The following is a 23,924-nucleotide window of genomic DNA, read 5'->3' as shown; positions in this document are numbered from 1 at the left end:
GGAAGTGTAGCCCGGCCGGACCGGCTACGACCGGGCCATCGTGGCGTCCTGGTCCGCGGGCGCGTTGGGCAGGGGTTCCCAGCGGAACCGGTTCTTGCCGGAATGCTTGGCCGCGTACATCGCGGCGTCGGCGTGGGCCACCAGGGCATCGGGGTCCTGGCCGTGCCGGGGATGGATCGCCGCGCCGATGCTGGCCGAGATCCGTACCCGGATATCGTCGGCCAGGTCGAAGGGCCGGGCCAGGGCGTCCAGGATCGTGCGGGCGACCCGCTCGCAGCCTTCGAGGCTGTCCAGGCCCGACAGGACGATGCCGAATTCGTCGCCGCCGAAGCGGGACACGGTGTCCTCGGAGCCGGCGCGGACGCAATGCTCCAGGCGGCGGGCCACCTGCTGCAGCAGGATGTCGCCCATCGCGTGGCCGTAGCTGTCGTTGACCTTCTTGAAGCCGTCCAGATCCAGGTACAGCACCGCCGCCAGGCCGTTGTGGCGGCTCGCCGCCTCCAGGGCGCGGGCGCAACGGTCCTGGAACATGACGCGGTTGGGCAGGCCGGTCAGCGAGTCGTGCAGGGCGTCGTGCGACAGGCGGGTCTCCAGGTTCTTGCGGGCCGTGATGTCCTGCACGACGGCCACCAGGAAATCCGGCAGACCGGCTGCATTGCGCACGACGCTGAGGGCTTCGCAGACCCAGAGCGGGCTGCCGTCGCGGCGCCGATAGGGCTTCTCGACCTCGGGCGGGGGGCCCAGGAAGTGCGCCGTCAGCCGGCCTTTCAGGAAGACGCGGGCGTTGTCCCGATCGTCCGGAGCGACCAGGTCGAACAGGGTCCGTTCCAGCAGTTCGGATGCGTCGTAGCCCAGCATGCGGCAGAATTTCTCGTTGACTTCCAGGAAGCGGCCGTCGGGCGCGACGCGGGCGATGCCCATGGCCGCCTGGTGGAAGGTGGCCCGGAACAGGGTCTCGTTGGCCTCCAGGGCCTCCGTGGCCGCGCGCTGGCGCAGCGACACGAAGAGGAACAGGGCGGCGAGCGCGAGCAGGGCAGCCGTCGCGCCGCCCGCGAGGAGCAGATAGGTCGTGCGGCGCTGCTGGGCGGGGCGCAGGACTTCGGCGTAGTCCGATCCGACGGCGATCATCAGCGGGTAGCTGCTCATCGTGCGGTAGCTGATGATGCGGGTGACGCCGTCGATGGAGTCGCCGTCGTCCACGAACGAGCCTTCCGGCTGGGTGGCTTGGCGCAGGTTCCAGGGGTGCTTGCCGGGATCCAGGCCATATGTGGGGCGTTCGCCGATCAGGCGACTGCGCAGGACGCCGTCCAGGCCGGCGATTTCCAGCATGTCGGAGGGGCCCGGACGGATTCCGCCATAGAGCGTGGCGAGGTTGGCGGGATCCACCGACAGGACGACCACGCCGCCGAAGCCGCCGTCCGGCTTCCGGATGCGCAGGGACATGGGGATGCGCCACTGGCCCGAGATCCGTCCCAGGACGGGACGGTCCAGGTAGAGCGTGTCTTCCCGGCTGTCGCGCTGCCGCGTGAAGAAGTCGCGGTCGGCGTAGTTGACGCGGCTGGGGCCTTGGGTGCTGGTGACGATGGCGCCGGTCTCGTCGACAATGCTGAGGATGGTGAAAGCCTTGTCCCTGATGATGCGCTGCTCGGCCCAGCGCGTCAGGTCCAGGCCGGGGCCATTGTGCAGGTATTCCTGGCGGGCGAAGGCGGCGATCTGCTCGGCTTCCTTCAGGGTGCGGGCCACTTGCTGCTCCAGGGCGATCGCCAGGTTGGCGTTGGAGCGCATGGCGGAGGCCACGGCCTGGGCGCGTTCGAAGGTGGTGCGCTGCAAGGTGGTGAGCCAGATCAGGACGATGGCGGCGATGCCGGCCAGGAGGATCAGCAGTTGCAGGAGCGACAGGCTGGGCAGCCGGAATCCGGTCTTGTCGGAAACCGGAGGCTTGCGGGGGCTGCCCGGCTTGGCGGACAGTATCATCGAAGAGGTCTCCCGTCTGTGTCCGGCGCGGTCCGCGCCTGAAATCCGCCTGTCATGAGTGACAGAACTTTACGGCGCGCCACCCGGTTTGTCGAGCTTGCGCACTCTGTGGCTTCGCCAGGCTCCGGATATCTCGAGCCGGGACATCTCTCCACCTCGCAGCCTGCGGGCCGCTCGGATTCGGCAGGCGCAGGATGGTCCGCAGGGACCATCCTGTGTCCGGTCTCATCCCTATGATATTCTTTTTGATTCCGTGTCCAATTGCCGCCCGCGCCATGTCCGTCGATTATCTGAAACGCATCCTGACGTCCAAAGTCTATGACGTCGCCCACGAGACTTCATTGGACCTGGCGCCCCGGATTTCCAAGCGGATCGGCAACACCGTGCTGCTCAAGCGCGAGGACACCCAGCCCGTGTTCAGCTTCAAGTTGCGCGGGGCCTACAACAAGATGGCTCACCTGAGCGAGGATGAACTGCGGCGCGGCGTCATCGCCGCATCGGCCGGCAATCATGCCCAGGGGGTCGCGCTGTCGGCCAGCCGCCTGAAATGCCGGGCGGTGATCGTCATGCCGGTGACCACACCCCAGGTCAAGATCGACGCCGTGCGTGCCCTGGGCGGCGAAGTCGTGCTGTTCGGCGACAGTTTCACCGACGCGGCCGAGCACGCCGCCGAGCTGCAGGCCCGTGACGGTCTGACGTTCGTGCACCCCTTCGACGATCCGGATGTGATCGCCGGCCAGGGCACCGTGGGCATGGAGATCCTGCGCCAGCACCCCGGCCCCATCGATGCGATCTTCGTCGCCATCGGCGGCGGCGGCCTGATTTCGGGGGTGGCGGCCTACATCAAGCAACTGCGCCCGGAAATCAAGATCATCGGTGTGCAGACCGTGGACTCGGACGCCATGGTGCGCAGCGTGCAGGCCGGGCGCAGGGTCCGGCTCGCCGACGTGGGGCTGTTCTCCGACGGGACGGCGGTCAAGCAGGTGGGCCAGGAGACCTTTCGCCTGGTGCGCGAATACGTGGACGACTTCGTCACCGTCGATACCGACGCCGTCTGCGCGGGGATCAAGGATGTGTTCCAGGACACGCGCAGCGTGCTGGAACCCGCCGGCGCGCTGGCGCTCGCCGGAGCCAAGCGCTATGCCGCCCAGAACAAGTGGAAGGGCAAGACCCTGGTGGCCATCACTTGCGGCGCGAACATGAACTTCGATCGCTTGCGCTTCGTGGCCGAACGCGCCGACGTCGGCGAGGCGCGCGAGGCCCTGTTCGCCATCACCCTGCCGGAAAAGCGCGGCAGCTTCCTGCGGCTGTGCGAAGCCGTGGGCCAGCGGGCCGTGACCGAATTCAACTACCGGATTTCGGATGCCGAGCAGGCGCATGTCTACGTGGGCCTGCAGATCCGCTCGGAACCCGAAATCGAAAAGCTGGCGGCGCATTTCCGCAAGCTGGACTTCCCCACCCTGGACCTGACCGGCAACGAAATGGCCAAGACCCACCTGCGCTACATGGTGGGGGGGCGTTCGGGCCTGGCCGAGAACGAGGTCCTGTACCGCTTCGAATTCCCCGAGCGGCCCGGTGCCCTGGTGAAGTTCCTGGGGGCCATGAATCCGGACTGGAACATCAGCCTGTTCCATTACCGCAACCAGGGCGACGACTACGGGCGCATCCTGGTTGGCATCCAGGTGCCGCCCGCCGACAAGAAGGCCTTCAAGGAATTCCTGTCCACGCTGGGTTATCCGTGCTGGAACGAAACCGAGAACCCGGCCTACCGCCTGTTCCTGTAAGGAGGCGGGCCGTTCGGGGTCAGGCGGCCCGGGCGGACGAGGGCGGTTGGGCCGATGCCGGGGCGTTGGCTGGTGGACAGACGCGTGCCGCCGGGAACAGGAGGCTGAAGAGGCTGCCTTTGCCCGGCGTGCTCCGGATGTCGAGCACGGCCTCGTGGCGCAGGGCGACGTGCTTGGCGATGGCCAGGCCCAGGCCGGTGCCGCCGGTGGCGCGCGAACGGCCCCGGTCGACCCGGAAGAAGCGTTCCGTCAGGCGTGGGATGTCGGCCGGGTCGATGCCGATGCCGGTATCCTGGACCCGGTAGGCGGCGCCTCCGTCCGGGGTCGATTCCCACAGGACCGTGATGGCGCCGCCCGCCGGGGTGTAGCGCACGGCGTTGGTCAGCAGGTTGCCGATCGCGGAGGCCAGCTCGGTATCCTGGCCGCGGATGCGCAGGGCTTCGTCCAGCCGGACGTCGAAGGTGTGTCGTCCCCCGGACAAGGCCTGGGCCTGGGCCAGGGCGGTGCGCGCCAGGGCAGTGACGGCGACGGGGCCGCCATCCCGGTTCGGAGTCGATTCCAGCGAGGACAGGGTCAGCAGGTCGGACACCAGGGCCTGCATGTTGCGGGCCTGCTGCGCCATCAGGTCCAGGTAGTGGCGGCGCTGCTCGTCGGTCAGGGCGTCGCCCGGCAGGTCCTGCAGGGTCTCGATGAAACCCGACAGCACGGTCAGGGGCGTGCGCAGTTCGTGGGACACGTTGGCGACGAAGTCCTTGCGGGTATTCTCCAGCCGCTCGATCTGGGTGATGTCGCGCGTGACCATCAGGAACTGGCCGACCCCGTAGGGGGCCAGGTGCAGCGACAGGGTGCGGGCCTGGCTGCCGTGCCCCAGGTGCAGGACCAGAGGGCGATCCCAGGTTTCCTGGCTGGCGTAGCGGGCGAATTCCGGCGCGCGCACGATGTTGAGGATGCTGTGTCCGCGATCCCGTTCCAGGTCCAGCCCCAGGTGGCTGGCCGCGGTCTGGTTGCACCATTGCAGGGATTTTCCGTGGTCCAGTGTCAGGGCGCCGTCGGGCAGGGCCTCGGCGGCCAGCAGGGCGCGATGGAAGCTGCGCGCGCGGTCCTGCAGGTCCAGGCGGTTCTGCTTCAGCTTGCGGTAGATGGGCGCCAGGATCTCGTCCCACGGGCCGACCGAGGGCGGCGGCGGCTCGTCGATCGCGCGCACCCAGCGGGCGATGCGCGACAGCTGCAGGCCGCTGACGAGGATCATCAGCAGCAGGCCCAGGGCGAAGAAGGCCCAGCCGGTGGCGGCCCCCAGCCAGGCGCCCAGCAGCCAGCCGCCCAGCGCCCAGAGCGCGATGGAAACGAGAGTCTTGCTCATTGCGGGTGTGTGATGCTGAAACGGTAGCCCGCCCCGCGCGAGGTCTGGATGGCGCTTTCCAGGCCGGCGGGCGACAGGGCCTTGCGCAGGCGGCGGATATGGACGTCCACCGTGCGTTCTTCGACGAAGACGTGGTCGCCCCAGACTTGGTCCAGCAGCTGGCTTCGGCTGTACACGCGCTCCGCATGCGTCATGAGGAAGTGTAGCAGGCGGAATTCCGTGGGACCCATCGGCAGCGGCTGGCCGTTGCCCGACACGCGCCGGGAGTCCGGCTCCAGCCGCAGCCCGCCGGCCTCGATCGGATCGGGAGTGAGCTGCGGCGCGCGGCGGCGCAGCAGGGATTTGATGCGCGCCAGCAGTTCGCGCGGTGAGAAGGGCTTGGTGATGTAGTCGTCGGCCCCGGCTTCCAGCCCGTCCACCTTGTCCTGTTCGGCGCCTCGGGCGGTCAGCATGATCAGCGGGATGTCGCGGGTGCGGGCGTCGCCGCGCAACTGGCGGGCCAGGCGGATGCCGGGCTGGTCGGGCAGCATCCAGTCCAGCAGGATCAGGTCGGGCAGGATCTGCTGGATCTGCTCCCGGGCTTGTCGCGCGTCCGGCGCGCTGCGCACGCTGTAGCCGGCATGCCGCAGGTTGATGGACAGCAGTTCCTGAATGGCGGGTTCGTCTTCGATGATCAGGATGGTGGCGGGCATGGGAAAAGTCTCGCGAGACGGCCCGGTGCGGACCGCGCCGTTCCGGACGCAGGGATCGCGTTCCGGCACGGACGTCATCATACGGTCGCATTATTTCATTGATGTGACGCTGTCATATATGGCGTTTTGATACGCCTTTCTTGCCGCCGGGCCGTCCCAAGGCAAGAAGCGCCCCCTTGGAGGGCAGCAAGCGGGCGCAGCCTGCGCGGCGTGGGGGCCTTTCTTGCCGCCGGGCCGTCCCAAGGCAAGAAGCGCCCCCTTGGGGGGCAGCAAGCGGGCGCAGCCTGCGCGGCGTGGGGGCCTTTCTTGCCGCCGGGCCGTCCCAAGGCAAGAAGCGCCCCCTTGGGGGGCAGCAAGCGGGCGCAGCCTGCGCGGCGTGGGGGCCTTTACTGGTACGATACGCGGATCATGAGCACACCCGCACCAGACGCCGGCCAGGGGCCGCAGACACATTTCGGTTTCGAGACCGTCCGGGAATCGGAGAAGGCCCGTCGCGTGGCCGAGGTCTTCCATTCAGTGGCCTCGCGCTACGACCTGATGAACGACCTGATGTCGGCCGGGCTGCATCGCGTCTGGAAGGCCTTCACCATCGGCCGCGCGCAGGTGCGGCCGGGCATGCGCGTGCTGGACATCGCCGGGGGCACCGGCGACCTGGCGCGCGCCTTCGCCCGCCGCGCCGGCCCCGAAGGTGAAGTCTGGCTGACCGACATCAACGATTCCATGCTGCGCGTGGGCCGCGACCGCCTGCTGGATCGCGGCGTGGTCGCTCCGGTGGCGGTGTGCGACGCCGAATGCCTGCCGTTCCCGAACCGGTATTTCGACCGGGTGTCGGTGGCGTTCGGCCTGCGCAACATGACGCACAAGGACCGTGCCCTGGCGGAAATGAGTCGTGTGCTGAAACCGGGCGGCAAGCTGCTCGTGCTGGAATTCTCCCGCGTGGCGCCGGCCCTGGCGCCCGCATACGACTGGTATTCCTTCAACGTCCTGCCGAAAATGGGCCAGTTGGTGGCCGGCGACGAGGCCAGCTACCGCTACCTGGCGGAATCCATCCGCATGCATCCGGACCAGGAGACCCTGGCCGCCATGATGCGCGAGGCCGGGCTGGATCGGGTGCAGTACTTCAACATGACGGCTGGCGTAGTCGCCCTGCACGAAGGCATCCGGCTCGGTTGATCCGCGTCCGGCCGTCCGGCGCGGTTTCCTCGCACTCCACAAGGCCGCCTCCGGGCGGCCTTTGGCCATTCTGTTGCAAGAGGATGTTTCCGCGCCGCGGTTCGGCCCGATCTGTGGTAACTTTCACGTTCATTCAGCTTTTTGTCAGGTTGCTGGCATCCATTCCAGCCCTGTCACCCCAGGAGACTTCATGAACCTTCGTCTACCCCGCCGGGCTGCCGCCTCCGTGCTGTTGATGGCGGCCCTGACCCTGCTGGCCGTGACCCAGGACGCGCACGCCCGCCGCCTGGGCGGCGGCATGAGCTTCGGCCGTCAGTCCACCAATGTTGTCAAGCAGCGCCAGGCGGTGACGCCGCCCGCCGCCCAGACCACTCAGCGCGCCGCCACGCCAGCGGCCGGCGCGGCGGCTGGCACGGCTGCCGCGGGCGCCGCCGCCAAGTCGGGCATGTCCCGCTGGCTAGGCCCCATCGCCGGCATCGCCGCCGGCCTGGGCATCGCCGCCCTGCTGTCCAGCCTGGGGCTGTCCGGCGCTTTCCTGGAATTCCTCTCCAGCGCCCTGCTGATCGGCCTGGTGGTCTTCGCCGTCATGTTCCTGGTGCGTCGCCTGCGCGGGGCCCAGCGGCCGCTGGCCGCCGCCGGCGCCGCGCCGGGCAACAGCTACCGGCAGTCGGCGCCCCGGGACCGGGGCCTCGACATGCCCAACCGTCCGGCGTCCGGGCCGGCGACGTCCGGCGCACCGGTGATCGAGGCCGCGCCGTCCGTCCAGGCGCAGGACCCGTCCTGGTTCATCCCGGCCGGTTTCGACGTGCCGGCCTTCCTGGACCAGGCCAAGCAGCAGTTCGCTCGTGTGCAGTCCCTGTGGGACGCGGGCAACCGCGACAGCTTGCGTGAATTCCTGACCGACGACCTGCTGGCGGAGATCTCCCCCCGCCTGCCCAGCCCCGAGGAAGGCAACCGCACCGACGTCGTGCTGCTGAATGCCGAACTGCTGGGGATCGAGGCCGTGGCCGGCGGCCATCTGGCCAGCGTGCGCTATTCCGGCATGCTGCGCGAATCGGCCGGGTCCGAGGCTTTCCACTTCGAAGAAGTCTGGAACCTGTACAAGGCCGATGGCGCTGGCTGGCTGCTCGCCGGCATCCAGCAGACCAACGCGCGCTGATCCGCAGCGCCGGCCCGGTTTCGGCCGCCCGCCCCCGGACGAGGGGAGGGCGGCCGCTTGCATTCCGGCCTGTGCGAAAGGACCGCGGAGGAGGCTCGGACGCGTCTCCCCGGTTCGCGTGCGCCGCGTGCAAAACCGGTAAACTTGGGGCCTGCGCCCGACCCGGCGCGCCCGGCCCCGTCGTCCATGATCATGCCTCTTCCCTTTCCCTTCCCCGCCCCCTCCGATGTCCTGCTCCGGGGGCTGAACGCGCTGTTGCGCCGCGAGCCCTGGGCGCGCGAACGGCTCGTGGCCCAGGCTGGCAAGTCACTGCGCCTGACGGCGGGCGAGCCCTGGACGCTGCAATGCACAATCGCTTCCGACGGCGCGCTGCGGGCCTGCGACCGGGCCGTGGTGCCCGACGTGGTGCTGTCCATCCCGCCTGAACGCCGCCGCGACCTGCCCGGCGCCTGGCGCGACGAGGGTCTGGCCGGGGTGACGGGCCTGGCACGCATTCAGGGAGACGCCGGCCTGGCCCACCTGGTGTCCGATCTGTCGCGCGGCCTGCGCTGGGACGTGGAAGACGATCTGTCGCGCGTCGTGGGCGACGTGGCGGCGGTGCGCCTGACCCGGGGAGCGCGCGAACTGGCCGGCGGCCTGCGGCAGGCCGCGCGGCGGGCCCAGGACAATCTGGCTGAATACCTGGGCGAAGAATCCGGACTGAGCGTCCGGGGGGCGGACTTCCGGGCCTGGGCGTCGGACCGTCAGGCGCTCGAATCCCGGCTGGATCGCCTCGACGTCCGCTTGCGCCGGCTGGAGGGCGGGGCATGCTGACGTTCCTGCGCCTGGCCTACATCCTGTGGATCGGCCTGCGCTACCGGCTCGACGAGCTGGTCCTGTCCGGCATCCAGCATCCCTGGGCGCATGCGCTGCTGAAGATCGTCTGCCTGGGCCGCCGGCCGCGCCGTCCGCGCGGCGAACGCCTGCGGCTGGCCCTGGAAACCCTGGGGCCGATCTATGTCAAGTTCGGCCAGGTCCTGTCCACGCGCCGCGACCTGGTGCCCCAGGACATCGCCGACGAACTGGCCCGGCTCCAGGACCGCGTGCCGCCGTTCCCGTCCGATCGGGCGGCCGACATCATCCGCGAATCCCTGGGCGATATGCCTCAGAACCTGTTCGCCCGGTTCGAGCGCGATCCCGTGGCCTCGGCGTCCATCGCCCAGGTGCACTTCGCCGAGCTGCACGACGGCCGCGAGGTCGCCGTCAAGGTCCTGCGCCCGGGGATGCGCGAGGCCATCGAGCGCGACCTGACGCTGCTGCGCGCGCTGGCCGGACTGGTCGAGCGGCTGGCGCCCGATGGGCGGCGCCTGAAGCCTCGCGAGGTCGTGTCCGAATTCGACAAGTACCTGCACGACGAGCTGGACCTGATTCGCGAGGCTGCGAACTGCAGCCAGCTGCGGCGCAATTTCGGCCCCGATACCGGCCGCGCCCATCTGCTGCGGGTGCCCGAGGTCGTCTGGGAATACTGCGCCAGCCAGGTCTTCACCATGGAACGCATGCGCGGTGTGCCGGTCAGCCAGGTCGAACGCCTGCGCGCGCTGGGCGTGGACATCCCGCTGCTGGCGCGCCAGGGGGTCGAGATCTTCTTCATGCAGGTGTTCACGGACGGCTTCTTCCACGCCGACATGCATCCGGGCAATATCTACGTGTCCGACGACCCGGACACCCTGGGGCGCTACATCGCCCTGGATTTCGGCATCGTCGGCTCGCTGTCCGAATTCGACAAGAACTATCTGGCGCAGAATTTCCTCGCCTTCTTCCGGCGCGACTACCGCCGGGTCGCCCAGTTGCACATCGAGTCCGGGTGGGTGCCGCCCACCACCCGTGAAGAGGAACTCGAAGGCGCCGTGCGCGCCGTCTGCGAACCCTATTTCGACCGGCCGCTGGCGGAAATCTCCCTGGGCCAGGTGCTGCTGCGCCTGTTCCAGACCTCGCGGCGCTTCAACGTCGAGATCCAGCCCCAGCTGGTGCTGCTGCAGAAGACCTTGCTGAACGTCGAGGGCATGGGACGCGAACTGGATCCGAAACTGGACCTGTGGCAGACGGCCAAACCCTTCCTGGAAAAATGGATGCACCAGCGCGTCGGCCTGCGCGGCCTGCGCCAGCGCCTGGACCAGGAGGCCAGCCAGTGGGCGCAGATCCTGCCGCAGATCCCCCGCCTGGTCTACACCCGCCTGAACCACCCCGATCCGGGGCCGGCGATGCGGGCCGAGCTCGAACGGCTGCGTCGCGCCCAGGACCGTTCCAACGCCTTGCTGGCCGTGCTGTGCGGCATTCTGGCGGCCGGCCTGGGCGTGGCGATCTGGGCGCTGACGCGTGGCGGGGGCGGTTTCTGATGACGGCGCCCGCCCGCTTCGAATCCAAGATCCTCGATCGCGCGGCCTGCGAGCGGGCCGTGCGCAACGGTCGTTTCCCGCGTCCGCTGGTCTTCACCAACGGCGTGTTCGACATCCTGCATCGTGGGCATGTCACCTACCTGGATCAGGCCGCCCGATTGGGGGCCTCGCTGATCGTGGGGGTGAACACGGACGATTCCGTGCGCCGCCTGGGCAAGGGCGGCGACCGGCCCCTGAACGGTCAGGCTGATCGGGCGGCCCTGTTGGCCGCGCTGGCTTGCGTGGATGGGGTGGTGCTGTTTCCCGAGGACACGCCGCTGGAACTCATCCAGGCCCTGCGGCCCGACGTGATCGTCAAAGGCGGCGACTACGACATGGACGCGCTGCCGGAAACCGCCGTGGTGCGCGGCTGGGGCGGGCGGGCCGTGGCCATTCCGTTCGAGCACCAGCGCTCGACCACGGCGCTGTTGAAGAAAATCCGGGCCTGAGCGCGTGCCTCGCCCTTCAGGGCGGGGCCGATCGGGGCTGGAGAAGGAGGGTGCCGGAAGGGGCCTTTCAGAACTTGAACCGCGACCGCGCCGTGCCGCGCAAGGGCTTCACGTAGGTGTCGAACAGGTACGCGGTGTCGAAGTTCGCGGCGCTGGTGCGCGTGACGCGGCACACCGTCATGATCGGGCTGTGGCCGACGATGGCCACCAGGCGGCCGCCCACGGCCAGCTGGTATTTCAGCGCGTCGGGCACCGAGGGGACGGAGCCGGTGATCAGGATGGCGTCGAATTCGGCCGTGCCCCAGCCGGCGTGCGCGTCGCCCGTTTCCAGGGCGACGTTGGCGACCTGGCTGCGCGCGAGGTTGGCCTGGGCGAAGGCCGACAGGCGGCTTTCGAGTTCGATGCTGGTGACCTGCTGGCACAGACGCGACAGCAGGGCGGCCTGGTAGCCCGAGCCCGTGCCGATTTCCAGTACGCAGTCGGTGGGCTGGAGCCGCAGTTCCTCGGCCAGCTTGGCCTCGACCTTTGGGGACAGCATGGTTTCGCGGGTGTCGACGCCGTCGATCACCAGCGGCAGTTCCGTGTCCGTGAAGGCCAGGGCGCGCAGCTGCGGCGGAACGAAGCGTTCGCGGGGCATGTCGAAGACAGCCTGCAGCACTCGTTCGTCCTGGACGTTCCAGGGGCGGATCTGCTGTTCGACCATGTTGAAGCGGGCACGATCGGCGTCGGTGATGTCGTTGACGTTCATGTCGTGGGGATACCTGAGGTTGATTCGAGTCCGATTATAGGCCAGCCGTCCAGTGCGCGGACTTGCGCGGGATCAGGGCCGGGTGGCGGGCCACAGGGCGTGGAAATGATGCACCGGCCCGTGGCCGGAGCCGACCTGGAGCTGGCCCGAGGTTGCAATCGCGCGCTCCAGCCAGGCCTTGGCGTGCCGGGCGGCCTCGGGCACGTCCGGAGCGCGCGGCAGCAGGGCGGCCATCGCCGCCGACAGCGTGCAGCCGGTGCCGTGGGTGTTGGGCGTGTCGATGCGCCGGCCCGGCAGTTCGATCAGCCGGTCGCCGTCGTGCAGCAGGTCGATGGTGTCGTCGCCGGGCAAGTGGCCACCCTTCAGGAAGACCCAGCGCTCGCCGTCGTCGGCCAGCAGCCGGCGCAGGCGCTCGGCGACGCGGCGCATGTCCTTCAGGTTGTCGGCGGGGCTTTGCCCCAGCAGCACGCCGGCTTCCGGCAGGTTGGGGGTGATGACGGTGGCCAGGGGGATCAGGCCTTCGCGCAGGGCGTCCACCGCCTGGCGTTCCAGCAGGTGGTCGCCGCTCTTGGCCACCATCACCGGGTCCAGCACCAGATGCGCCGGCTTCCAATGTTCCAGGCGGTCGGCCACGACGCGGGTGACGCCGGCCTGGCCCAGCATGCCGATCTTCACGGCGTCCACGCGCACGTCGGCGAACAGCGTGTCGATCTGGGCGGCGACGAATTCCGGCGGCACGGGAGAAATGCCGGTGACCGCCCGCGTATTCTGCGCGGTCAGTGCGGCGATCACGGCCATGCCGTAGGCGCCCAGGGCGCTCATGGTCTTGACGTCGGCCAGGACGCCGGCCCCGCCAGAGGGGTCCACACCGGCAATCGACAGGATATTGGGGATCATCGCAGGCTCCGTGCGGATAGGGGCGCCGGGGCTTGCGCGCCCCGGCAGGCGCGGGAGGGGATCAGGCTGCCCGGGTCGAGGGCAGCAGGCCTTCGACGGGCGAACTGGGGTCGGCGTCGTAGTACTTGCGTTTGATGCGGCCGGCCAGGTAGGCCTCGCGCCCGGCTTCCACGCCCAGGCGCATGGCGCGTGCCATGCGGATCGGGTCGCGCGCGCCGGCGATGGCGGTGTTCATCAGGATCGCGTCGCAGCCCAGTTCCATGGCGATGGCGGCGTCCGACGCCGTGCCCACGCCGGCGTCCACCAGCACCGGAACGCGGGTCTGGTCGATGATCAGGCGCAGGTTCCAGGGGTTGACGATGCCCATGCCGGAACCGATCAGCGAGGCCAGCGGCATCACCGCCGCCACGCCGATGTCTTCCAGCATGCGGCATTGGATCGGATCGTCGCTGCAGTACACCATGACCTGGAAGCCGTCGGCCACCAGCGTGCGCGCGGCGGCCAGGGTCTCCGGCATGTTGGGGAACAGGTTGCCGGAATCGCCCAGGACTTCGAGCTTGACCAAGTTGTGGCCGTCCAGCAGTTCGCGCGCCAGGCGCAGCGTGCGCACGGCGTCGTCGGCGGTGTAGCAGCCGGCGGTGTTCGGCAGGATGGTGTAGCGGTCCGGGGACAGGAAATCCAGCAGGTTGGGTTCGCCCGGGTTCTGGCCGATGTTGGTGCGGCGGATGGCGACGGTGACGATTTCGGCGCCGCTGGCCTCGATGGCTTCGCGGGTCTGTTCGAAATCGCGGTATTTGCCGGTGCCGACCAGCAGGCGGGAATGGAAGGCGCGGCCGGCGATGGTGAGGGTGTCTGGGGTGGTCATGTAAGCGTGGACGAACGGGGTGCGAAACGGTCGCCGGAGGTGGCGGTTCCGTACAAGGATAATCCATTTGAAGGCCCCCGTTTTGTAAAACCCGTCGTCATGAAAGCCAATGTAAATAAATATGCTTTTATCGTATAAACTGCATCAAACGTAAGAAAACATATCCCATGGGAGGGAAACTCGATGATCCTTACGCTCTGGATGCGGCGGGTTCTGCTGTGCCTGTGTGCAATGATCCTGGCGGGTTGCGCGGGTACGCGCACGGTCGGGCAGCAGGATGCCTCGGCCTTGCTGGCCGGCTCCGATTACCGGGCCTACGCGGCTCTGTACCTGGATGACAAGGGGCAACCCAAATACGATCCCGAAAGCCTGCTCGACGCGCTGGAGGCCGGCAAGGCCTTCAACGACGCCGGCCTGTGGGCGTTCAGCCGCGACGCCTTCGACGCGGCCGCCCGCAAGCTCAACTGGAAGGAAGACACGGTCGATACCCCCGCGGAAGTCGCCAACCTGCTGGGCACGACCCTGACCAGCGACGCCTTCGGCGCCTACCAGGGCAAGATCCACCAGGGATCCCTGATCGATTATTACCAGGCCATCAATCATCTGATGCTGGGCAACGAGGCCGATGCGCGGGTCGATTTCAACCGCCTGCAGGTGCGTCAGGATAATTCGGTCACGCAGTTGAAGGCCTTCGCTTCGACGGTGAACAAGTCGGTCAAGGAGGGCCTCGCCGACGAGAAAAGCGAGAGCGCGAAGCAGAGTCTGGGCGAAGTCGGTCCGAAGATCGCCGACGGGGTCAAGGATCTGCCCGGCGGTCTGGCACAGTCCAAGATCCGGATGGCCGCCGGCGATGTGATGAGCGCCGTGTTCCGGGCCACCTCGTCGGCCGAGTCCGACAAGCGCTCGAACCTGTCGCGTGACATGCTCAAGCGCGCCGGCGCGGCCAGCGCGACGCGCGGAGGCGATGCCGTGATTGCCTATCTGGGCCGCGAAATTAGACGCGGCAAGGGGGAGCTCAAGAACAAGGCCGTCATCCTGTATGAGGACGGCGTGGGACCGGGCCTGAGGGAATTTCGCATTGACCTGCCGCTGTTCATCGTCACGGGCAAGGTCACGTATGCCGGCATCGCCCTGCCGCAGTTCCAGCCGGGGCAGCCCGCTTTCGGGGGGCTGAAGGTCGGCTCGGGCAAGACTCGGCAGGAAACCGCCGTCCTGACCGACGTGAACGAACTGGCGGCCCTGGAATTCGACGCCGCCTACAAGGGCATCGTCGCCAAGGCGGTGATCTCCACCGTCATCAAGACCACCGCTCAGGCCGTGATCAACCATCAGATCGATCAGCAGAAGCCCGATCCGCTGGTGGGCGCCCTGTTGAAACTGGGTACCGGCGCGGCGCAGTACGCCCTGACCAAGGCCGACGTGCGGGCCTGGGCGAACCTGCCCAACACCATCCAGATGGTGGTGGTCGATCGTCCCAAGAGCGGCGTTCTGGCGCTGGCCGGGTCCCTTGGCCAGCCGATCGCAGAAGTCCCGCTGCGGGAAGACACGAATACCCTGGTCCTGGTCAAGGCGTCCGGCACCTTGGGCAAGCCCGCCGTCTACGTCCAGGCGCTGCCCGCCGATGCGCCGGTCGAGGCTTTGGGCCCGGCGGCCTCCCCGGCGGCCGGCGACTCCGCCGTTTCGGGCGCGCCGCCCGCCACGTCCACGAAGGCGGGCTGACATGAACATCCGGCAATGGCTGTGCATCCCTCTCCTGCCGCTGAGCCTGGCCATGGCGTCGGCGACCGCATCGGCGCAGACCGGGGCGCCGCGGATCGTCACCTGCGACACCACGGTGGCGCCCCGGTCGGCCCTGCGCGTCCAGGACGAGGCCAGCGGCAAGGGCGCCGTGGTCGAGGACGTGGCGCTGATCACCCTGCCCAACGGCATGCGGTCGGTGCAGTTTTCCGTGCGTAACGCCCGGGAGCCCAATCCCTTCGGCACGATCCTGCGGGTCCGCTACACCGTCCAGTGGACGGACGATTGCGGCCGCCGCATCGCCAACGGCACCCAGGCCGTCGATGGCCTGGCGCTGGATCCGCAGCGGCAGCAGCTCATCCAGTCGACCGCGATGGATCCTCATGCCACCCATGCTTTCCTGCGTATTTATGTCTCGAACTGATTCCCACGGAGATTCCATGAAGAAAATCGCTTTCGCCGCGACGGTGGCCCTGGCATTGACCGGCTGTCAGAACATGGCGGTCGTATCCAGCAACCCCAACGCCGAGCTCAGCCGCACCGGCAAGCCGGGCCTGGTGTCCTTCGGCCTGCAAAGCACGGATTTCGAGTATGCCGCCAAGAAGGCGGTGCAGGAATTCCTGGAGTCGCCGTACGCCAGGAAGCCGGGCGGCGGTCGCTGGGTGGTGCAGATGGGCGAGGTCGTCAACGATACGACCTTCCGCATCGACACGGCCAGCATGACTTCGCGCATGAAGATCGCCATGACCAAGACCGGGCAGTTCATCTTCACCGGGGCGACGGGCGCCGAGCGCACCCAGTTCGTCCAGGATTCCCGCCAGCTGAGCAAATCGAAGATGTTCAACCAGAAGACCGTCGCCCGCAATGGCACGGTGGTCGCGCCCGATCTGGAGATGCTGGGCGGAATCCGCCAGCGCACCGTGGTCGATGGCGCGCAGAAACAGCAGCAGATGGAATACGAATTCGATTTCCGCGTCGTGGAACGCGACACCGGGCTGGAAATCTTCCAGTCCTTCATCCCCATCGAGAAGCTGGGGTCCAATCAGAATTTTGCGTGGTAAAGGCGAGCATCATGTGGAAACTCACCCCCATCGTGGTCGCCGTCGCCTTGCTGGCCGCGAGCGGCGCGCATGCGCAACAGGCCGCCGATGCGCAGGTGGCCCAGGCCGTGCCGGTGGCGCAGGCCTCCGAAGCCTTGGTCGAGGCCGCCACGCCGGCCGAGGCTATGCCGGCCAACTCCCAAAGTCACGATGACTGGGTCGCGGAATTTGAAAAGCGCTTTCAGCAGAGTATCGGAGCCAGTGTCGATGGGCGTGTTTTCTATGACGGCCGGGCGACGATTTCCAGTGATAGCGCGGCCGACCCGCATTACGGCACCCAGTTGGCGCTGGCCTATGAACGAGCGATGTTCGACATGCAGGCCTCCTACGTTATGCAGAACTATGGCCGTCTGAAGACAAAAACCATTCGTAGTGTGTTTGATGATCTGTCGAGCAATAAGGACGCCTTTGATCCTGTGGAAATCCAGAACGCTTTCGCCGATGGGGGCGGACGTCTGGAGGCTTTGTTCGACAAGGCCCTGGTGCTGATCGACAAGAAACTCGACAGTGCGTTGGCCGAAGAAGGCGTGCCGCCCGATGAAATCCAGAAGATGTCGGTGGAGCAGAAGAAAAATCTGTACAAGGACAATCTGAATAAACAAATCATCAAGTCCGCCTACCAGAACATGCAAGGCCTGGTGCCGGTGCAGACGCGCATCGCCCCGGTTTCGGCAAATGGCAAGACCACCATGGAGGTCTCCGTCATCGCCGTGCAGTCGGACAATACCCGGCAGTTCGCCAAGGACATCGCCCGCAAGCGCCCCACGCTGGTCAAAGGCACGCCCAAGGCCATCCGGGATCTCCTGCCCGCCGACAAGAAAGGCTATCTGGACGAGATCGGCCTGCGGTACACCTATGACACGGCGGGGCGGCCTATGCTGCTGGCCTACGGCCGTACTTCGGTGCCCATGGATCCTGGCTGGAGCGCGTCGCGCGCCATTCGGGCTCAGCAAAACGCCCAGAGCATCGCGCAGGCCCTGGCCGAGGCCAACATCATCGAATTCATGAATACCAACATTCAGGTATCCGAAACGGCGAATGTGGGCGACATCGATGAGGAGTGGACCAGGCAGATCACCCAGATCGACAACGGCAAGCCGGGCGAGGTTCAGCAGATCAAAGAGCAGATCCGCGAAACCACCCAGACGATCGTCAAGTCGGGCAGGGCGCAGGCTGTGGGCGAATTGCGCGGGACTTCCATCCTCAAGCGCTGGGATGCCCAGGATGCCAATGGTGTGACGCACGTGGGCGTGGTCGTCGGCTGGACCTACGATCAGCTCGACAATGCCAATGCCATCGACGCCCAGGCGCGCGGCAAGACCGACGCGCAGCCGTCCGGCGCCCGGAGCGCGGCCAGCGACCGGTCGCGCACATCGAAGGTGATCAACAGCAAGAGCGACTTCTAGTGTCCTGTCTGGTGAGTTTGGTCACTTGAATTCGGATGCATGGGCTTGTCAGGCAAGGCGCAACCCGCAGCGATAGCCGGTGCTATCGCGAGGATGAGTCTGGACACGGAGCAGTCCCTGCGGACTGCTCCGTGCCTGACGAATCCGAACCGCTTGCAAGCGGTGAGGTGGACAAGCAACGCAGCATGGCGAGCCCAGGCGCCGAAGGTAAGGATCGGAATTAGCCAGACAGGACACTAGACATAATGGTCAGGAACCCCCGGGCACGCGCCGCGTCGAAGCCGGCCGTACCGTCCGGGGGCCTCCCGTACCGGGTCTGAATGACACAGGATCTTTCATGAAAGCCTTTCTTTCGTTTCTGGCTTTGGCCCTGGCGATCGGCCTGGGCCTGCCGCCCACCGCGGCCGCGCAGGTCGCCGAGGCCACTGTCACCGCCGATGGCAATGGCCTGAGCCGCGACGAGGCCATCCAGTCGGCGCTGGTCAATGCGGCCAGCCAAGCCTTCGGCGTGCGGCTGTCGTCGCAGTCGATGGTGCAGGGGATGGCTGTCGATGCGTCGGTCGACAACGAGGAGCACTCGGCGGTGCTGAGCACCCTGAACAAGAACATCCGGCAGGTCCTCAATACCCCGCAGAATGCGCCCATTCTAGGGTATGACGTCAACCATGTGTCCGAGGCGCCGGGCAATGGCTGGGAAGCCACCGTCACCCTGCGCTACGCCAAGTTCGAGCGGCTTGGCGCCGACAGCAACCGCCGCAGCGCCGTGGTGGTCAGCAACAGCAAGCAGTACCGTTCTCTGCTGATCCAGACGGTGGGCGAATCGCTGGTGGGTTCCCGGCGTTTCGACGTGCTCAATCGTGAAAACGACGCACTGTTCCAGGACGAAAAGGAATTCATCCTGGGCGGCGACGCGGCGAATGTGGAAATGGCCCGCCTTTCGCAGGCGAGCGGCGCGGACTACCTGATCGTGGCCCAGTTGCAAAGCCTGGGGGTCAGCAACAATCAGCGTGAAACGATCGCCATGACCGGCGAGGTCCTGGTCAAGAGCTCGGCCAGCGGCACGCTGCAATTGCAGGTGATCGAGTTCGCGTCCCGCAAGATCAAATGGTCCGGGTCGCAGAAATTCGGTGGCACCTATCCCGGCGCCACCAGCGTCGGCGGCGCCTCCCTGGGCAAGCTGGTCAGCGGCGCGGCCGACCGGCTGATCGACCGCATGGTCGCGGCCATCTACCCGATCCAGGTTATCAAGGTCGTGGGGGACACCGCCATCATCAACCGGGGCGAGGGCGGCGTCTCGACGGGCGAGACCTACGCCGTCTTCCAGGTGGGCGAGGAACTGACCGATCCCCAGAGCGGTGAGTCCCTGGGTTCGATGGAAACCGAAGTCGGCCTGGGCACGGTGGCCGAGGTCAAGCCCAAGTTCGCCTTCCTGAAGATGGCCTCGGGCACGCTCGCGGCGGGCACGGACTACGTCGTGCGCAAGACCGACAAGAAGCCGGCCGGCAAGGCCGCGCCGAAGAAAGCGCGCTCGGCCCCCGCCAAGCCCAAGGCCCCGGACCGCGCGGACGTGTTCCTGGGGAATTGAATGGTCTGGCTATCCCGAGCGATGAGGCATCCGCGAATTGAAGCCCCTCAAGCCCTGGCGCTCCTTTTCTGATCAATTGCGACAATTGCAAGCGCGCGGCTTGGTGGTGGATGACCAGGCCGCCGCGTTGGATTATCTGGAACGCCTTGGTTGCTACCGCTTGAGCGGTTATTGGTATCCGCTCCGGTCCATCGATCGGGCCGCTTCTCAAGCACAGTGCAAGGCGATACGCCTGGATACGTTTGCGTCTGGCAGCCGCTTCGAAGAGACGGAGCCTTGCTTTGCCTGATGCGTCAATTGCTGGGGGTGATCTGCCCGAACTCCAGTTGGGCGCAGCGATTCAAGGATCTACTGGGAAACGAGTTTCCCCCAGTCTTTTCCTTGGCGGAGTTCGGCCTTTTTCCCGAGTGGGAACGGTGGGCATTATGGCCGCAGCCAGCGGCGGGAAAGTGAAAACCGACGCGTACACAGTGTGCAGAGGCGCCGGTCGCATTGGCATGAATTTTAAACCTGATCGTCGCTGAGGGCATGCGCGCTTTATTCCAGCGCGTGTCGCGGGGCTGTGTGTCAGTGCCTCAGGGCCGTGCGCGGCTGTCCCTCAAATCCGCGCAGATCGCCTCGGCCGCGTCCACCAGGCGCGGGCCCGGCCGGTGCAACTGGTCGGGGTCGATGGCATAGATGCGGCCCGCGTGGGCGGCCGTCAGGCCGTGCTGCGCCCACCAGGCCCGCCGGCTGGCCAGGGTTTCGCGGCCGTAGGGAGACAGGATCAGGACCTGGGGATTCAGGTGCAGCACCGATTCCACGCTGATCTGTGGCGCGGGAATCGCATGCGCGGCGTAGGGATTGACGCCGCCGCAGCGTGCCAGCAGGTCGTTGATCAAGGGATCCCGGCCCAGCGTGTACAGCGGATCGGCGCTGATTTCGATGAAGACGGTCTGCGGCGGGGGCGGCGCCGGCCGCAGGGCCTGGATGCGGCGCTCCAGGCCGTGCGCGGCGGCGTCGGCGGCGGCCCGGGTGTCCAGGTGTTCGCCCAGGTCGCGAATCAGGGCCGGGATGTCGTCCAGCGATTTCGGGTCGGCATAGATCAAGGGCACGCCCAGCGGAGCCAGACGCCGCGCCAGGGAGCGCGTGCCATCGGAAGGCTGCCAGCCGACCACCAGGGTCGGGCGCAGGGTCAGGATGGTTTCCTCGCTGAACTGGATGCCGTCGCCGATGCGCGGGATGGCGCGCGCCTCGGGCGGGTAATCGCTGCGCAGGACGGTGCCGACGATGTCGTTGCCGGCGCCGGCGGCGTAGACCAGTTCCGTGACGCTGGGCGCCAGGGTGATGATGCGCGGCGGGGTGCGGGGCCGGGCCGGCGCGGCGGCCTCGCGGTCGGCCGCGGTGTGTGCCGCGTCGGCGTCCGCCTGCGCGCCGCCGGCCGCGCCGGTGATGCCCGTCCAGGCGGCGCACAGGCCAAGGCAGACGGCGGCGGCCAAGCGTGGCAGGCATTGCCGCATCCCGCCGAAGCCATCCGCCGCTCGCCGTTTCATGCCTACATCCGCCAGGACAGGTTCACGAACACATTGGAGCCCGGCGTGTTGTAGCCGTCCACCAGCACGTAGTCCTTGTCCAGCACGTTGTTCCAGCGCACCTGCACGCCCAGCGATTTGCTGAAGTCGTAGGCGGCGGTCAGGTTGACCAGGGAATAGCCGCCCAGGCGGGTCTTGTTGGCAAGATCGTCATAGCGGTTCCCGGTGTACTGGTATTCCGCGCCCAGGGTCCAGGCCTGGATGCGGTGCTCGACGCTGGCGTGAAACACCTGGCGGGCGCGGCGGCTGAGTTGCGTGCCTTCCCCCGGCCTGGGGTCGTCGTTGCGCGGATCCAGAAAATCGGCGCTGGCGCGCAGGGTCGTGTCGCCGAAGTCGTGCGCGCCGGCCAGGGTCAGGCCGCGGATGGTGGCCTGGTTGACGTTCTGGATAGTCGTTTCGTAGAACCAGGGGGCAGTCTCCACTGTGTTGGTGGCGATCAGATTGCGGATTCTGTTCGTGAAGACCGTCATTCTGACGTGGCTGTGTTCTGAGCGGTATTGAAGGTGAGCCTCGACGTTCCTGGATTTTTCAGGCTTCAGGTCGGGATTTCCGCCATAGGAGCCCCATGCCGAGATTTCGAGGGGCCAGTACAGGTCGTTGAAAGTCGGCGCATGAAAGCCCGTGTTGCCTGCGATCCCGATCTGCCAGGTGTCCGCCAGGTCGAAATCCAGGCCCAGACTCCCCGTCGTCTGGTTGCCGTAGCCTGAGATATTGTCGTTGCGTACACTGGCCTGTGCGTGCAGGCGGTCAATGCGGCCTTTGTAGATCAATGCCGCCGCGTTGGTGTTGCGTGCGTCTCGATCATATTGGGTCGTCGTGCTCTGGACGCGTTCTTCCTGACGTTCCAACAGGACGGAAATCCGGTGATCGGCGTGCGGCTTGAAGGTATTGGTCCAGCTGTAATGGCGCTTGAGCGTAGTGAACACGCTGGACGTGTCGCTGCGATTATCGTTGCTGTCCTTGGTGAAACCGAAGCGTAGGTCGCTTTCCCACCAATCCGCGATCCTGTCGGTGCTGCTCAGGCTGTAGGCTTGTTGGCGGTAGATGGCGTAGGTATCCGGATAGCGCGTGAATTCATTGTCATAGTCGCCGTTCAGGTATCCGTTGTAGGCGGTCAGTCCGATGCGGTGGCCCTCGGCCCAGCGGTAGCCCAGCGTGCCGGAGACAGAGTGGCTGCGATAGCTGTCCTTGTCCGGGTAATGGCCCGCGATGACGCTGTTGTTGGCCTTGTGGCGCCGGAGCGCGTCGAATCCCTTGCTGGTGGCCGCGCTGGACGAAAAACTGTAGTCCCAGCCATCGCCGGCGCCTGACAGGCCCAGACTGGATTTGGCAGTTTCGTAGGTGCCGTAGCCGACATTTGCCCAGGCGGACAGGGGCTGATCCTGCTCGCCTTTTTTCGTAATGATGTTGACTACGCCACCGATGGCGTCCGATCCATACAGGCTGCTGGCTGATCCGCGCAGGATTTCGACCCGTTCGATCACGGCGGGGTCGATGGCTGGAAATGCCGTGCCGCCGCTGGTGGCGCCATTGATCCGCATGCCATCGATCAGGATCAGTGCGTGGGTGGAGTTCGTCCCGCGCAGGAACAGACCGGTTTGCGTTTGCGGGCCGCCATAGGTCACGAACTGCACGCCCGGCGCGCGCCCGATGATCTCGGCGATGCTGTCGCCGCGCGCATCGGCCAGTTGATCCTGGCCGATGACGGTGACGTCGCCCACCGCGTCGGCCAGGGGCTCGGGGCTGCGGCTGGCGGTGACGACGATGTCCCGCAGCGTCGGCACGGCGGCGTCGGGGGCGGTGGTTTGGGCCGTGGAGGCCAGGGGAAGCAGACAGCAGGCGGCAGCGAGGCGGCGCGGGAAGGAAGCAGACATGACGAGGCCCTGTGTGGCGCGCGTCCCCGCACGCCGGTATCGAAAAACGCCCGAGGGCCTGGATCCGCCGCTGGAGGGGGATGCCGATGGCCGCGCTGGGCGGGATCAGGTGTCGAAGCAGGCCGGTATCGGGCTGGCATGGGGGCATGCGCACCGTTGCGGGGGCAGCACAGCAGGGCTCGCGGACGAGCCGTCTGTTTCCCGTTTGAATGCGCCTGCGCGGGTGGCGCGGCGCATACCTGTTTCGTTTCGAAATATAGCACGCGGTCTTCCGGGACAAGAGTGATGACCTTGCCGGGCTCGCGGTCCGCCGCCACTCGGCGGACAGGACGCGATCCACAGGCGTGCCGCCGCCGGCCTGGCGCGCAAGGCCGAGGTGATCGAGCGGGCTGCGTGGCTGCATGCCGGGGCGCGCGCCCCGCTGGACGTGTTGGCGGCTGTCGGGGGCCTGGAAATCGCCATGATGATGGGCGCCATGCTGGGCGCGGCGTCCCGCCGCCGGATCCTGCTGATCGATGGCTTCATCGCCACGTCCGCGCTGCTGGTGGCCGCCCGGCCTTGCGACTGGGGCCGACGTTGCTGATCTGGCGCATGCGCTACGCGCGGGCAGAGGGGAAGGCCAAGCCGCTGGGGCGCCGGATCCGGGACGAGGAATTCATGATCGCGGCGGTCTGCTGCCCGCCCTGGTCATGGCGGTGGCGGGGCCGCTGTCCGTGGTCGGGATCGGCTGGGCGCTGACGGCCGGTCGGCCATTGCTACGGTCGGCTGGATGTGCCCGCACGGGCGCCTGAATTGGCCGCCCGGCTGGCGGACTGGGACGCGGGCCGCCAGCCAGGCCAGCCGTGGCGCGGATATGGGCGCTTGTTGAGCAGTCCGGCCCTGCGCTGCGCCGTGCTGGCCCATGCCCTGTCCGGCCGCCTGGGTCTGGCCGTCGAGACGGATGAGGATTGTCGTGAAATGGACTTCGGCACCTGGGAAGGGCGGTCCTGGGACGCCATCGGCCGCGCGGCGGTCGATGCCTGGGCAGCGGGTTCCGCGCACCATGCGCCGGGCGGCGGCGCGATCGTGATGCTTAAGCTATAAAGTTTCAGGTGCCGATCGCCCCGGTGTCCGCGCCTTGGCGCGACACGCGACGA

At 67.3% G+C, this 23,924-nt stretch carries 21 protein-coding genes and 1 pseudogene; 14 read left to right on the top strand and 8 right to left on the bottom strand.

Annotated features, from left to right (window positions below; genetic code table 11):
- Window positions 1-24: 24 nt before the first annotated feature.
- On the bottom strand, window positions 25-1,974 hold the full coding sequence (locus ACTPOE_RS09190) for a sensor domain-containing diguanylate cyclase (protein WP_458871906.1): 1,950 nt from the start codon (window positions 1,972-1,974) through the stop codon (window positions 25-27).
- 275 nt (window positions 1,975-2,249) lie between these two features.
- Here ACTPOE_RS09190 and ilvA point away from each other — a divergent pair, with 275 nt between their 5' ends.
- Window positions 2,250-3,758, top strand: a complete 1,509-nt coding sequence (ilvA, locus tag ACTPOE_RS09185) for a threonine ammonia-lyase, biosynthetic (RefSeq protein ID WP_458871905.1) — start codon at window positions 2,250-2,252, stop codon at window positions 3,756-3,758.
- 19 nt (window positions 3,759-3,777) lie between these two features.
- Here ilvA and phoR read toward each other — a convergent pair whose 3' ends face one another.
- Both phoR and phoB read right to left on the bottom strand, forming a co-directional pair.
- Window positions 3,778-5,118: a phosphate regulon sensor histidine kinase PhoR gene (gene phoR / locus ACTPOE_RS09180; RefSeq protein WP_458871903.1), complete on the bottom strand. Its 1,341-nt coding sequence runs from the start codon at window positions 5,116-5,118 to the stop codon at window positions 3,778-3,780.
- On the bottom strand, window positions 5,115-5,810 hold the full coding sequence (gene phoB / locus ACTPOE_RS09175; protein ID WP_458871902.1) for a phosphate regulon transcriptional regulator PhoB: 696 nt from the start codon (window positions 5,808-5,810) through the stop codon (window positions 5,115-5,117). Before phoB ends, phoR begins: the two co-directional genes overlap by 4 nt.
- Window positions 5,811-6,218: 408 nt before the next feature.
- On the opposite strand from phoB, the gene ubiE reads away from it, so the two are divergent.
- The 5 genes from ubiE (at window position 6,219) to rfaE2 (ending at window position 11,005) form a co-directional block, all read left to right on the top strand.
- On the top strand, window positions 6,219-6,983 hold the full coding sequence (ubiE, locus tag ACTPOE_RS09170; RefSeq protein ID WP_458871901.1) for a bifunctional demethylmenaquinone methyltransferase/2-methoxy-6-polyprenyl-1,4-benzoquinol methylase UbiE: 765 nt from the start codon (window positions 6,219-6,221) through the stop codon (window positions 6,981-6,983).
- A 190-nt stretch (window positions 6,984-7,173) separates the two neighbouring features.
- Complete coding sequence (locus tag ACTPOE_RS09165; protein ID WP_458871900.1) at window positions 7,174-8,142, top strand: Tim44 domain-containing protein; 969 nt, start codon at window positions 7,174-7,176, stop codon at window positions 8,140-8,142.
- A 186-nt stretch (window positions 8,143-8,328) separates the two neighbouring features.
- Window positions 8,329-8,955: a ubiquinone biosynthesis accessory factor UbiJ gene (locus tag ACTPOE_RS09160; protein ID WP_458871899.1), complete on the top strand. Its 627-nt coding sequence runs from the start codon at window positions 8,329-8,331 to the stop codon at window positions 8,953-8,955.
- Window positions 8,949-10,517: a ubiquinone biosynthesis regulatory protein kinase UbiB gene (gene ubiB, locus ACTPOE_RS09155; RefSeq protein ID WP_458871898.1), complete on the top strand. Its 1,569-nt coding sequence runs from the start codon at window positions 8,949-8,951 to the stop codon at window positions 10,515-10,517. Before ACTPOE_RS09160 ends, ubiB begins: the two co-directional genes overlap by 7 nt.
- A complete protein-coding gene (gene rfaE2 / locus ACTPOE_RS09150; protein WP_458871897.1) occupies window positions 10,517-11,005 on the top strand; it encodes a D-glycero-beta-D-manno-heptose 1-phosphate adenylyltransferase in 489 nt (162 codons plus the stop codon). Before ubiB ends, rfaE2 begins: the two co-directional genes overlap by 1 nt.
- A 67-nt stretch (window positions 11,006-11,072) precedes the next feature.
- On the opposite strand, the gene ACTPOE_RS09145 is transcribed toward rfaE2, so the two are convergent.
- The 3 genes from ACTPOE_RS09145 to ACTPOE_RS09135 all read right to left on the bottom strand — a co-directional run bounded on the left by ACTPOE_RS09145 (window position 11,073) and on the right by ACTPOE_RS09135 (window position 13,515).
- On the bottom strand, window positions 11,073-11,753 hold the full coding sequence (locus ACTPOE_RS09145; RefSeq protein WP_458871896.1) for a protein-L-isoaspartate O-methyltransferase family protein: 681 nt from the start codon (window positions 11,751-11,753) through the stop codon (window positions 11,073-11,075).
- Window positions 11,754-11,825: 72 nt separating this feature from the next.
- Window positions 11,826-12,650, bottom strand: a complete 825-nt coding sequence (gene thiD, locus ACTPOE_RS09140; RefSeq protein WP_458871895.1) for a bifunctional hydroxymethylpyrimidine kinase/phosphomethylpyrimidine kinase — start codon at window positions 12,648-12,650, stop codon at window positions 11,826-11,828.
- A gap of 61 nt (window positions 12,651-12,711) precedes the next feature.
- Window positions 12,712-13,515, bottom strand: a complete 804-nt coding sequence (locus tag ACTPOE_RS09135) for a thiazole synthase (RefSeq protein ID WP_458871894.1) — start codon at window positions 13,513-13,515, stop codon at window positions 12,712-12,714.
- Window positions 13,516-13,698: 183 nt separating this feature from the next.
- On the opposite strand from ACTPOE_RS09135, the gene ACTPOE_RS09130 reads away from it, so the two are divergent.
- From ACTPOE_RS09130 to ACTPOE_RS09105, 6 genes are all read left to right on the top strand, one after another.
- Window positions 13,699-15,234 (top strand): COG3014 family protein, encoded by a 1,536-nt coding sequence (locus tag ACTPOE_RS09130; RefSeq protein WP_458871893.1) that lies wholly within the window; start codon window positions 13,699-13,701, stop codon window positions 15,232-15,234.
- A 1-nt stretch (window position 15,235) separates the two neighbouring features.
- Entirely contained in the window at window positions 15,236-15,676 is a 441-nt protein-coding gene (locus ACTPOE_RS09125; RefSeq protein WP_458871892.1) for a putative periplasmic lipoprotein, read from the top strand.
- Between the two features lie 16 nt (window positions 15,677-15,692).
- A complete protein-coding gene (locus ACTPOE_RS09120; protein WP_458871891.1) occupies window positions 15,693-16,313 on the top strand; it encodes a penicillin-binding protein activator LpoB in 621 nt (206 codons plus the stop codon).
- An 11-nt stretch (window positions 16,314-16,324) separates the two neighbouring features.
- Window positions 16,325-17,758 (top strand): DUF6844 domain-containing protein, encoded by a 1,434-nt coding sequence (locus ACTPOE_RS09115; protein WP_458871890.1) that lies wholly within the window; start codon window positions 16,325-16,327, stop codon window positions 17,756-17,758.
- 337 nt (window positions 17,759-18,095) lie between these two features.
- The gene (locus tag ACTPOE_RS09110) at window positions 18,096-19,343 is read left to right on the top strand and encodes a hypothetical protein (RefSeq protein ID WP_458871889.1); all 1,248 of its coding nucleotides are present in this window, start codon (window positions 18,096-18,098) and stop codon (window positions 19,341-19,343) included.
- A gap of 37 nt (window positions 19,344-19,380) precedes the next feature.
- A complete protein-coding gene (locus ACTPOE_RS09105) occupies window positions 19,381-19,632 on the top strand; it encodes an Abi family protein (protein ID WP_458871888.1) in 252 nt (83 codons plus the stop codon).
- A gap of 286 nt (window positions 19,633-19,918) precedes the next feature.
- On the opposite strand, the gene ACTPOE_RS09100 is transcribed toward ACTPOE_RS09105, so the two are convergent.
- A complete protein-coding gene (locus ACTPOE_RS09100) occupies window positions 19,919-20,875 on the bottom strand; it encodes a cobalamin-binding protein (RefSeq protein ID WP_458871887.1) in 957 nt (318 codons plus the stop codon).
- A 2-nt stretch (window positions 20,876-20,877) separates the two neighbouring features.
- Window positions 20,878-22,788 (bottom strand): TonB-dependent receptor plug domain-containing protein, encoded by a 1,911-nt coding sequence (locus ACTPOE_RS09095; protein ID WP_458871886.1) that lies wholly within the window; start codon window positions 22,786-22,788, stop codon window positions 20,878-20,880.
- A 352-nt stretch (window positions 22,789-23,140) separates the two neighbouring features.
- Here ACTPOE_RS09095 and ACTPOE_RS09090 point away from each other — a divergent pair.
- Together ACTPOE_RS09090 and ACTPOE_RS09085 are read left to right on the top strand one after the other, a co-directional pair.
- Window positions 23,141-23,344 (top strand): annotated as a pseudogene (locus tag ACTPOE_RS09090) (nicotinate-nucleotide--dimethylbenzimidazole phosphoribosyltransferase); the annotation flags it as partial.
- 308 nt (window positions 23,345-23,652) lie between these two features.
- Entirely contained in the window at window positions 23,653-23,871 is a 219-nt protein-coding gene (locus tag ACTPOE_RS09085; RefSeq protein ID WP_458871885.1) for a histidine phosphatase family protein, read from the top strand.
- The last annotated feature ends 53 nt before the right edge of the window (window positions 23,872-23,924 follow it).

The organism is Castellaniella sp. WN, assembly GCF_054457555.1.
Note: the sequence above shows the minus strand (reverse complement) of the source record. Positions and strands in the feature narration are given on the sequence as shown.